Source organism: Enterobacter sp. 296B2 (assembly GCF_034106185.1).
Taxonomy (GTDB): Bacteria; Pseudomonadota; Gammaproteobacteria; order Enterobacterales; family Enterobacteriaceae; genus Enterobacter; species Enterobacter cloacae_N.
In genome coordinates this window covers 1-10982 of the sequence record NZ_JAWNCA010000055.1, presented here as the reverse complement: position 1 = coordinate 10982, position 10982 = coordinate 1, and the positions used below count along the sequence as shown (strand labels likewise).

Here is a 10982-nt window from a genome sequence, read left to right as displayed (position 1 = left end):
GTTAACTACCCCCCCCCCCCGCCCCCCCCCCAATGGGGGTGGGGTTTTACATTCCCCCCCCCCCGTTTGGGGAGAGGGCTAGGGTGAGGGGAAAGGTTTTGCACGTAACTCAAGGAGTCCCCATGAAACGCTCCGACATCAATGAAATTCTCGGCCACACGCGACAGTTCTTTTCCATGCACGACGTGCATCTCCCGCCTTTTGCCAGCTTTCCGCCCACAAAATGGCAGCAGCTTGAGCAGGCCGCATGGCTGGAAGTGTTTGACCTCAAGCTCGGCTGGGACGTGACGGCGTTCGGCGGTAACAATTTTGCCGCACAGGGGTTAACGCTGTTCACCCTGCGCAACGGCTCGCCCAACGGCGTGCCTTATGAAAAAAACTATGCCGAAAAAATTATGCACGTGCGCGATGGCCAGGTGACGCCGATGCATTTCCACTGGCGCAAGCGGGAAGACATCATCAACCGGGGCGGCGGGAATCTGATTGTTGAATTGTGGAATGCGGGAGCGCATGAAGAGACCGAAAACACGGACGTGACGGTCACCGTCGACGGCTGCCGTCAGACCCACGCGCCCGGCAGCCAGCTGCGCCTCACGCCTGGGGAAAGCATCTGTCTTACGCCAGGGCTGTATCACAGTTTCTGGGGCGAACGCGGCTTCGGCGACGTGCTGGTCGGGGAGGTGTCATCGGTAAACGACGACGAGCACGACAACCACTTTTTGCAGCCCGTTGCCCGCTATAACAACATCGAAGAAGACGAACCGGCGCTGCTGGTGCTGTGCAACGAGTACAACCTGTTTCGGATATAAGGGGTGAATGATGCCATTGATTTCTCTTGCCGAAGGTCTGGAGCACGCCAGAGCGCATCGCTATGCGCTGGGCGCGTTTAACGTGCTTGACTCCCACTTCCTGCGCGCGTTGTTTGCCGCCGCGAAGCAGGAACGCTCGCCGTTTATCATCAACATCGCCGAAGTGCATTTTAAGTACGTGTCGCTGGATTCGCTTGTCGAAGCGGTGAAGTTCGAAGCCGCCCGTCACGATATTCCCGTGGTGCTCAACCTCGACCACGGTCTGCATTTTGAGGCGGTGGTGCGCGCCCTGCGCTTAGGGTTTAGCTCGGTGATGTTCGACGGCTCGACGCTGAGCTACGAGGAAAACATTCGCCAGACGCGGGAGGTAGTGAAGATGTGCCACGCGGTGGGCGTCTCGGTGGAGGCAGAGCTGGGCGCGGTAGGCGGTGATGAAGGCGGCGCGCTTTACGGGCATGCGGATGAAGCGTTCTTTACCGACCCTCAGTTGGCGCGGGAATTTGTCGATAAGACCGGCATCGACACGCTGGCGGTTGCCATCGGCAACGCGCACGGCAAATACAAAGGCGAGCCGAAGCTCGATTTTCCCCGCCTGGACGCCATTCGCCAGCAGACGGGTCTGCCGCTGGTTTTACACGGCGGCTCCGGCATTAGCGATGCCGACTTCCGCCGCGCCATCGAGCTGGGCATTCATAAAATTAATTTTTATACCGGCATGTCGCAGGCCGCGTTGAATGCCGTTGATCAGCGCATGGCAAACCGCCAGCCGCTGTACGATGAGTTTGCCGAGCTGCTGCTGGGGATAGAAGAGGCCATTACCGATACGGTCGCCGAACAGATGCGCATCTTCGGCAGCGCGAGGCAGGCATAATGGAACGCAAAGGCATCATCGCCGCTGGCAATATGCTGGTGGATCATGTCCACCAGATCGTGCAGTGGCCGGAGCGCGGCTGGCTGGCGGAAATCACCCACAGCGAACGTTCCACCGGAGGCGCGCCGCTGAACGTTCTGCTGACGCTGGCGAAAATGCACGTTAGCCTGCCGCTGCAGGCTGTGGGGCTGATTGGGGAAGACGGTGACGGGGATTACATTCTGGCGATGCTCGACCAGTATCACGTTAACCGCCAGCGCGTGCAGCGCACCACCTTCGCGCCAACCTCCATGTCGCAGGTGATGACCGACCCCAGCGGGCAGCGCACCTTTTTCCACTCGCCGGGCGCCAACCGCCTGCTGGATCTCCCCGCTTTCGATCGTCTCGACGGATCGATGAAGATCTTCCATCTCGGCTACCTGCTGCTGCTCGACAGCCTGGATATGCCGGATGACGAATTTGGCACCCGCAGCGCGCGGCTGCTGGCGCAAATGCGCGAGCAAGGGTATGAAACCTCGCTCGATCTGGTCTCCCGCAAGGGCGACCCGCGCTATCAGCCGCTGGTACTCCCTGCCCTGCGCCATCTCGATTACCTGGTGATTAACGAGCTGGAAGCCGGCGAATTTAGCGGGCTGGAGATGCGCGACGCCGACGATGCGCTGAACATCGCCCATATCGCCGATGCCGCGGCGCAGCTGCTGGCGGCAGGCGTTCGTCAGCGGGTGGTAATCCACTGCCCGGAAGGGGCATGGGGTGAAACACCGGGAGAAGCGGGCCAATGGGTTCCGTCGTGGAAGCTGGAGCAGAACGAGATTATCGGCAGCGTCGGCGCGGGCGACGCGTTTTGCGCGGGCTTTTTATACGGCTGTCATGAATCGCTGACGCTAACGGAGAGTATTCATCTGGCGCACGCCTGCGCGCGGGCCAGCCTGCTGGCGGCCAATGCGATTGACGGCGCGAAAACGCTGGCCGAACTGCAGCTGTTTATTAAAGAGAATACTTAGGCCGCTTTCTCGCTATGCGACACATCGGCGGCAAAAACGTAGCCCAGCCCGCGTATGGTTTTAATCAGCGCAGGCTGATGCGGGTTAGCTTCAATTTTCCGGCGCAGGCGCATGATCAACACGTCAATTGTGCGGTCGAACACCTCGGTACTTTCGCTGTGGGTGAGCTCAAGGAGTTGCTCGCGGCTAAGTACCCGACGGGCATTCTGCGTGAGCGCCAGCAGCAGGCCATATTCCCCCTGAGTCAGGGGCACGACGTTACGCTGCGGATCAATCAGCTCACAGCGGGTGGTATCCAGCGTCCAGTCGTTAAAGGTTATCCCCGCCACGCGTGGCATCGGCGCTTCTGCCGCCAGCGCCCCGGTACGGCGCAGCACGGCTTTAACCCGGGCCACCACCACCCGCGGATTAAACGGCTTACCAATATAATCGTCGGCCCCCATCTCCAGCCCTACCACCACGTCTGATTCACTGCCCAGCCCGGTTAACATGATTACCGGTAGCGCCGGGTGCTGCTTTTGCAGCTGCTGCAAAACCTGCAGGCCATTGATATCCGGCAGCATCATGTCCAGCAGAACAAGGGCGATATCCTGCTCCTGCTGCACCCGTCTCAGCGCGTCCTGGCCGTTATGACAGACAAGCACCGTAAAGACGTGCTCACTCAGCACGTCCTGCAGCAGTTCGCAGACCGCCATATCGTCATCAACCACCAGAATCGCCGGTTTCATCATATGCTTCCGTCAGGGGATTATGTTAAGTCTGAACCATTCTGCCGCCGGCTCCAGTGAAATGGTTTTTTCCATGACGGAAATTCAACCCATGTCACATCCGCTGCCCATTCGACACGTCAATTTTGACGATTGTCGGCCTTTCGTCAGGGTTTTCACCAGAAAAGCGCCCATAAAGCCCAGGAGTAACCACATCAAAAACATGGCATAGATGCTGCATTAGTGGGTGCGAAAGATTTGATTAACTGGAGCAGACTGATGAAAAAAGTCGTCACGGTTTGCCCTTATTGTGCCTCAGGTTGCAAGATCCACCTGGTGGTCGATAACGGCAAAATCGTCCGGGCGGAGGCCGCGCAGGGGAAAACCAACCAGGGCACGCTGTGCCTGAAAGGGTATTACGGCTGGGATTTTATTAACGATACCCAAATCCTCACCCCGCGCCTGAAAACCCCTATGATCCGCCGCGAGCGCGGCGGCAAGCTGGAAGCCGTCTCCTGGAATGAGGCGCTGGATTATGTCGCCACGCGCCTTAGCGCCATCAAGGCCAAATATGGCCCGGATGCCATTCAGACCACCGGCTCTTCACGCGGGACGGGGAATGAAACTAACTATGTGATGCAAAAATTCGCGCGCGCCGTTATTGGAACCAATAACGTCGACTGCTGCGCTCGCGTCTGACACGGCCCATCGGTTGCAGGTCTGCACCAGTCGGTCGGTAACGGCGCAATGAGTAATGCCATCAACGAGATAGATAACACCGATCTCGTGTTTATTTTCGGCTATAACCCGGCGGATTCTCACCCTATCGTCGCGAACCACGTTATTCGCGCCAAGCAGAATGGGGCGAAAATCATCGTCTGCGATCCGCGCAAAATTGAAACCGCGCGCATTGCGGATATGCACATCGCGTTGAAAAACGGCTCGAACATCGCGCTGTTGAACGCAATGGGGCACGTCATTATTGAGGAGAATCTTTACGACCAGGCGTTTGTCGCGAGCCGTACGGAAGGCTTTGAAGAGTATCGGAAAATCGTCGAAGGCTACACGCCGGAGTCGGTAGAGGCAATAACCGGCGTCAGCGCGCAGGAGATCCGCCAGGCGGCGCGGATGTATGCCGGGGCGAAAACCGCCGCCATTCTCTGGGGCATGGGCGTGACCCAGTTCTACCAGGGCGTGGAAACCGTGCGTTCCCTGACAAGCCTCGCGATGCTGACGGGAAACCTGGGCAAGGCGCATGTGGGCGTGAACCCGGTGCGCGGCCAGAATAACGTCCAGGGCGCGTGCGACATGGGGGCGCTGCCGGACACCTATCCGGGCTACCAGTACGTTAAGTTCCCGGAACACCGCGAGAAATTCGCAAAAGCCTGGGGCGTCGAGAGCCTGCCGGAACACACCGGCTATCGCATCAGCGAGCTGCCGCACCGCGCGGCACACGGCGAAGTGCGTGCGGCCTACATCATGGGTGAAGATCCGCTCCAGACCGACGCCGAGCTCTCTGCGGTGCGCAAAGGGTTTGAGGATCTGGAGCTGGTGATTGTCCAGGATATCTTCATGACCAAAACTGCAGCGGCGGCGGATGTCATTTTACCGTCGACCTCCTGGGGCGAGCATGAAGGCGTCTACACGGCGGCGGATCGCGGCTTCCAGCGCTTCTTTAAGGCGGTCGAGCCGAAGTGGGATCTGAAAACCGACTGGCAGATCATCAGCGAAATCGCCACCCGCATGGGCTACCCGATGCACTACAACAACACTCAGGAAATCTGGGACGAGTTGCGCAGTCTGTGTCCGGACTTCTACGGCGCCACCTATGAAAAAATGGGTGAGCTGGGGTATATCCAGTGGCCGTGCCGCGATGAGTCCGAAGCTGACCAGGGGACGTCGTACCTCTTTAAAGAGAAGTTCGACACCCCGAACGGGCTGGCGCAGTTCTTCACCTGCGACTGGGTCGCGCCGATCGATAAGCTTACCGAGGAGTTTCCGATGGTGCTCTCCACCGTGCGTGAAGTGGGCCACTACTCCTGTCGCTCGATGACCGGCAACTGCGCCGCGCTGGCGGCGCTGGCGGATGAGCCGGGCTACGCGCAGATCAACACCGCCGATGCGGAGCGCCTCGGCATTGAGGATGAAGCGCTGGTGTGGGTGAACTCGCGCAAAGGCCGCATCATCACCCGCGCGCAGGTCAGCGACCGTCCAAACAAGGGGGCGGTCTATATGACCTACCAGTGGTGGATTGGTGCCTGTAACGAGCTGGTGACGGAGAACCTAAGCCCGATAACCAAAACGCCGGAGTATAAATACTGCGCCGTCAACGTGGAGCCGATTGCGGATCAACGCGCGGCGGAACAGTATGTGATCGACGAATATAACAAGCTGAAAGCACGGCTGCGTGAAAGCGCAATGGGCTGAAGCCGTTATTTAATCGTTGAATAAAGGGAGTGATATATTCACTCCCTTTTTATTTCCGCTTAGCACATTAAAAATATCAATTATTATTCTGGAAAGCGGCTCGCAAAAATAATGTAATTCGCGCTGAACAGAATTACATCTTTGCATTTTAATTCAGATGGATAAGATGTGCGGCGGGTGCTTAAGACTTTCTGTCTTGAGCATTGTTGAGGGACAGAAAGTGGAAAGCCCCGGGAAATTTTCATTCACCCGAGGCTACCCCTCAACAACCAACAGGTTGAGAGTAGCCTCTTATTCTTTTTTTGACAAGGAGTAAAAGGCATGACGCCATTAAAAACTGCGTTAGGCATCGTCTTTATTGTTTGCCTGACGATAGTGATTTTTACCTTTATTACTCGCGGTAAGCTCTGCGAGTTTTCAATAAAGGGTGAACATCAGGAGGTGGCGGCGAAATTAGCCTGCAACGCAGGCTAACCTCTTCGGGCGGAACCCCGGGTACGCCCGGCGTGTAGGATGCTGAGGTCTTAATGCACCCATTTTTTTCTTTTGCTACCGCGATTATACTGCGCGGCGTGTACCCAGATGATAAGAATCCATGAAAGCCATTTTTCTGTTGTTGTTATTTTTAACATCGTTCGCCCGCGCGGATGAGATAGGCAGCCAATATCAGAAGCAGGCGGAAGCCGGCGATGCCCGCGCCCAGTATTATCTCGCCGATACCTACTTCAGCTCCGGTGACAGAAAGCAGGCAGCGCTGTGGGCAGAGAAAGCCGCTAAAGGCGGCGATGTTGATGCCATGGCGCTGTTGTCACAAATCCTCTTCACGCAGGGCGATTACGCCCAGGCCAAAGCCCTGGCACAGCAGGCCAACATCGCGGGCAGCAAACGCGGCGCGATCATGCTGGCGCGCGTGCTGGTCAACACGCAGGCGGGTAAAACCGACTATCCTCAGGCTATCAAGCTCCTGCAAACGGCGACCGAAGATATCGACAACGACTCGGCGGTCGATGCGCAGCTGCTGCTGGGGCTGATTTATGCCAACGGCGTAGAAGTGGCGCAGGACGACGTCCAGGCGGCGTCATGGTTTAAGCGCAGCTCGTCTCTGTCACGCACGGGCTACGCCGAATACTGGGCAGGAATGCTGTTCCAGCAAGGTGAGAAAGGCTTTATTACGCCCAATAAACAGAAAGCACTCTATTGGTTAAACCTGAGCTGTACGGAAGGGTTTGATACGGGGTGTGAAGAGTTTGATGCGTTGAGCGGGGAGTAGAATCCCCTCCACCTAACCCTCTCCCCAAAGGGGAGAGGGTAGAATACCTTACATCACTGATCGGCCGTCTTATCAAAACGTCCCAGCACCTCGCGTTCATACGCCAGCGCTTTTTTACGGTCGAATTTGTGTTCCCACTTGGCGATAACCAGCACCGCCAGGGCATTCCCCACCACGTTCAGCGCCGTACGCGCCATGTCGAGAATACGGTCCACACCGGCGATAAACGCCAGACCCTCCAGCGGAATACCGACGCTGCCAAGCGTAGCCAGCAGCACCACGAAGGAGACGCCCGGCACGCCAGCGATGCCTTTAGACGTCACCATCAGGGTCAGCACCAGCACGATCTCCTGCCACAGCGACAGGTCAATGCCGTACAGCTGCGCAATAAAGATAGCGGCGATACTCTGGTACAGCGTTGAGCCATCCAGGTTAAAGGAGTAGCCGGTCGGCACCACGAAGCTGGTGATAGACGCTGGAGCACCGTAGGCTTCCATCTTCTCAATAATGCGCGGCAGCACGCTCTCAGAGCTTGCCGTCGAGTAGGCCAGAATCAGCTCATCCTTCAGGATACGAATCAGGATCCAGATGCTCAGCCCGCACAGGCGCGCCACAATCCCCAGCACCACCAGCGCGAAGAACAGGATCGCGAAGTGCACCAGGATCACCAGCTTCGCCAGCGGCCACAGGGAGGCAAAACCGAAGTTCGCCACGGTCACTGCGATAAGCGCGAACACCCCGACCGGCGCGTAACGCATCACCATGTGGGTCACTTTGAACATGGTTTCGGAGACAGATCGGAACACGGTGACCAGCGGTTCACGGTGCGTTGCGGGCAGAGAGGAGAGCCCCAGGCCAAACAGCACCGAGAAGAAGATGATCGGCAGCATCTCGCCTTTCGCCATGGAAGCAATGATGTTGGTCGGCACCAGCGACAGGATAGTCCCCATCAGACCGTGGGAATGGCTCTGCACGTCAGCAGTGGTGCTTTGGTATTTCGAAATATCCACCGTCGCCAGCTGCGACATATCGATCCCGGAGCCTGGCTGGAACACGTTCGCCAGCGTAATGCCGAGGATAATCGCAACCGTAGTGATCACTTCGAAATAGAGAATAGTTTTCGCGCCGATACGGCCTAACTGCTTCGCATCACCGACGCCCGCGATACCGACCACCAGCGTCGAGATCACAATCGGCACCACTATCATCTTAATCAGATGAATAAAAATATCGCCTGCCGGAGAGAGCAGGTTCGCAATCAGCCATTCGCGGCTGTCGCTGTGATAGTGGAGGTAACTGCCCAGCAGAATGCCCAGCACAAGGGCGATTAAGATCTGCCAGGCCAGGCTGACTTTAACGTTTTTCATAGAAACTGACTTCCTCAATGAAGCGCCTTATTCACGTAAACTGCATGAATATGGAGACATACTGAAAGGGTATGAATTGTGTTGCGTTGGTTTATGGGATTTTTTAACGCGGCGTATGAGTATCATTTGCGCGACCTGTTGCGCAAGCCTTAAAGAACGACGCGTTTCACTCACAAAAGCGACGATGACGAGAGTTTATTCTAATTCTTATAAATAACCTTTTGTTATAAAAACGCTTTTTTAAACGAAAATGTGAATAATAGTTATCGTAAATTATTTCCCTTCAAAGTTTCATTCGCTCGTTTTTCATACTCTTCAGACAATGCGTGATCTGCCGCCCAAATAATAAACAAAGCTTGTAAAGCCCCTACTATTAACGTTTTTGCGACATATTATTAACATCTTACAAGGAGAAAAAAAGCCATGAGCCAAATACACAAACACGACATTCCCGCCAACATTGCGGACCGTTGCCTGATCAGCCCGGAGCAGTACCACGAGAAATATCAGCAATCTGTTATCAACCCGGACGCCTTCTGGGGCGAGCAGGGCCACATCCTTGACTGGATCAAACCTTACCAGAAGGTGAAGAACACCTCCTTTGCGCCAGGCAACGTCTCCATTAAATGGTATGAAGATGGCACGCTGAACCTGGCGGCGAACTGCCTGGACCGCCATCTTGCCGAACGCGGGAATGAAACCGCCATTATCTGGGAAGGCGACGATGCCTCTCAGAGCAAACACATTACCTATAAAGAACTGCACCGCGACGTCTGCCGCTTCGCCAACGTCCTGCTGGATAAAGGCATCAAAAAGGGAGACGTGGTCGCCATCTACATGCCGATGGTGCCGGAAGCGGCGGTGGCCATGCTGGCCTGCGCGCGCATCGGCGCGATCCACTCCGTTATCTTCGGCGGCTTCTCCCCTGAGGCGGTTGCCGGGCGTATTGTCGACTCAAACTCGAAGCTGGTGATCACCGCCGACGAAGGTGTGCGTGCGGGTCGCGGTATCCCGCTGAAGAAAAACGTCGATGAGGCGCTGAAAAACCCGAACGTCAAAACGGTCAGTAACGTCATCGTCCTTAAGCGTACCGGCGGCAGGATCGACTGGAACGAGGGGCGTGACCTGTGGTGGAGCGACCTGATTGAGAACGCGAGCGACCAGCATCAGCCGGAAGAGATGAACGCGGAAGATCCGCTGTTCATTCTTTATACCTCCGGCTCCACCGGTAAGCCGAAAGGCGTGCTGCACACCACCGGCGGCTATCTGGTTTATGCGGCTACCACCTTCAAATACGTCTTCGACTACCATCCGGGCGACATCTACTGGTGTACTGCCGACGTGGGCTGGGTCACCGGGCACAGCTATCTGCTATACGGCCCGCTGGCATGCGGCGCAACCACGCTGATGTTTGAAGGCGTACCGAACTGGCCGACCCCGGCGCGCATGTGTCAGGTGGTCGATAAGCACCAGGTCAACATTCTCTACACCGCGCCAACGGCCATCCGCGCGTTAATGGCGGAAGGTGATAAAGCCATTGAGGGCACTGACCGTTCTTCATTGCGCATCCTCGGTTCCGTGGGCGAGCCCATCAACCCGGAAGCCTGGGAGTGGTACTGGAAAAAGATCGGCAACGAGAAGTGCCCGGTGATGGACACCTGGTGGCAGACCGAAACCGGCGGCTTTATGATCACCCCGATGCCGGGCGCGACGCAGTTGAAGGCTGGCTCGGCAACCCGTCCGTTCTTCGGCGTGCAGCCTGCGCTGGTGGATAACGAAGGTAATCCGCAGGAAGGGGCCACCGAGGGCAACCTGGTGATCGTCGATTCCTGGCCGGGCCAGGCGCGCACCCTGTTCGGTGACCACGAGCGCTTCGAGCAGACCTACTTCTCGACCTTTAAAAACATGTACTTCAGCGGCGACGGCGCGCGCCGCGACGAAGACGGCTATTACTGGATCACCGGACGCGTGGACGACGTGCTGAACGTCTCCGGCCACCGTCTGGGCACGGCGGAGATTGAATCGGCGCTGGTATCGCATCCGAAGATTGCCGAAGCGGCGGTTGTCGGGATCCCTCACAACATCAAAGGCCAGGCGATTTACGCCTATGTCACCCTGAACCACGGCGAAGAGCCGTCGCCGGAGCTGTACGCCGAAGTGCGCAACTGGGTACGTAAAGAGATTGGCCCGCTGGCCACGCCGGACGTGCTGCACTGGACCGACTCGCTGCCGAAAACCCGTTCCGGCAAAATCATGCGTCGTATCTTGCGCAAAATCGCGGCGGGGGACACCAGCAACCTCGGTGATACCTCAACGCTCGCGGATCCTGGCGTGGTGGAAAAACTGCTCGAAGAGAAGCAGGCCATCGCAATGCCATCGTAATCTTTTCTCCCTCTCCCCGTGGGAGAGGGCCGGGGTGAGGGCATCAGACCGCACTTTCGGGGGGGGGGGGGGGGGGGGGGGGGGGGGGGGCGGGGGGCGGGCGCGGGCGCGGGCCGGCGCAAGCGCAGGCGCAGCGGGGGGAGGG

General features: G+C 57.3%; 9 protein-coding genes. 7 read left to right on the top strand and 2 right to left on the bottom strand.

The window, feature by feature from the left end; all coding sequences use genetic code 11:
• Nucleotides 1–122: 122 nt before the first annotated feature.
• The 3 genes from URZ40_RS22675 to URZ40_RS22665 are packed head-to-tail and all read left to right on the top strand — an operon-like array spanning nt 123 to nt 2684.
• Complete coding sequence (locus URZ40_RS22675; RefSeq protein ID WP_163331062.1) at nt 123–809, top strand: D-lyxose/D-mannose family sugar isomerase; 687 nt, start codon at nt 123–125, stop codon at nt 807–809.
• A gap of 10 nt (nt 810–819) precedes the next feature.
• The gene (locus tag URZ40_RS22670) at nt 820–1680 is read left to right on the top strand and encodes a ketose 1,6-bisphosphate aldolase (protein ID WP_320721218.1); all 861 of its coding nucleotides are present in this window, start codon (nt 820–822) and stop codon (nt 1678–1680) included.
• Nucleotides 1677–2684, top strand: a complete 1008-nt coding sequence (locus URZ40_RS22665; protein ID WP_116343860.1) for a carbohydrate kinase family protein — start codon at nt 1677–1679, stop codon at nt 2682–2684. The genes URZ40_RS22670 and URZ40_RS22665 overlap by 4 nt, the downstream gene beginning before the upstream one ends.
• On the opposite strand, the gene URZ40_RS22660 is transcribed toward URZ40_RS22665, so the two are convergent.
• Nucleotides 2681–3412, bottom strand: a complete 732-nt coding sequence (locus tag URZ40_RS22660) for a response regulator (RefSeq protein WP_302220767.1) — start codon at nt 3410–3412, stop codon at nt 2681–2683. The genes URZ40_RS22665 and URZ40_RS22660 overlap by 4 nt on opposite strands.
• A 258-nt stretch (nt 3413–3670) precedes the next feature.
• Between URZ40_RS22660 and fdhF the strand changes: the two genes are divergently transcribed.
• The 3 genes from fdhF (at nt 3671) to URZ40_RS22645 (ending at nt 7088) form a co-directional block, all read left to right on the top strand.
• Complete coding sequence (fdhF, locus tag URZ40_RS22655) at nt 3671–5818, top strand: formate dehydrogenase subunit alpha (protein ID WP_233003587.1); 2148 nt, start codon at nt 3671–3673, stop codon at nt 5816–5818.
• A 321-nt stretch (nt 5819–6139) separates the two neighbouring features.
• The gene (locus tag URZ40_RS22650; RefSeq protein WP_163331060.1) at nt 6140–6292 is read left to right on the top strand and encodes a Hok/Gef family protein; all 153 of its coding nucleotides are present in this window, start codon (nt 6140–6142) and stop codon (nt 6290–6292) included.
• A 121-nt stretch (nt 6293–6413) separates the two neighbouring features.
• Entirely contained in the window at nt 6414–7088 is a 675-nt protein-coding gene (locus URZ40_RS22645) for a tetratricopeptide repeat protein (RefSeq protein ID WP_116343857.1), read from the top strand.
• Between the two features lie 53 nt (nt 7089–7141).
• Here the strand turns inward: URZ40_RS22645 and gltP are convergent, their stop codons facing one another.
• A complete protein-coding gene (gene gltP / locus URZ40_RS22640) occupies nt 7142–8455 on the bottom strand; it encodes a glutamate/aspartate:proton symporter GltP (RefSeq protein WP_116343856.1) in 1314 nt (437 codons plus the stop codon).
• 423 nt (nt 8456–8878) lie between these two features.
• Between gltP and acs the strand changes: the two genes are divergently transcribed.
• A complete protein-coding gene (gene acs, locus URZ40_RS22635; protein WP_320721217.1) occupies nt 8879–10837 on the top strand; it encodes an acetate--CoA ligase in 1959 nt (652 codons plus the stop codon).
• Nucleotides 10838–10982 lie beyond the last annotated feature (145 nt).

Coding starts and splice junctions, on each gene's coding strand:
- URZ40_RS22650 (WP_163331060.1), top strand. CDS start 6,140: ATGACGCCATTAAAAACTGCGTTAGGCATCGTCTTTATTGTTTGCCTG.
- URZ40_RS22670 (WP_320721218.1), top strand. CDS start 820: ATGCCATTGATTTCTCTTGCCGAAGGTCTGGAGCACGCCAGAGCGCAT.
- acs (WP_320721217.1), top strand. CDS start 8,879: ATGAGCCAAATACACAAACACGACATTCCCGCCAACATTGCGGACCGT.
- gltP (WP_116343856.1), bottom strand. CDS start 8,455: ATGAAAAACGTTAAAGTCAGCCTGGCCTGGCAGATCTTAATCGCCCTT.
- URZ40_RS22645 (WP_116343857.1), top strand. CDS start 6,414: ATGAAAGCCATTTTTCTGTTGTTGTTATTTTTAACATCGTTCGCCCGC.
- URZ40_RS22660 (WP_302220767.1), bottom strand. CDS start 3,412: ATGAAACCGGCGATTCTGGTGGTTGATGACGATATGGCGGTCTGCGAA.
- URZ40_RS22675 (WP_163331062.1), top strand. CDS start 123: ATGAAACGCTCCGACATCAATGAAATTCTCGGCCACACGCGACAGTTC.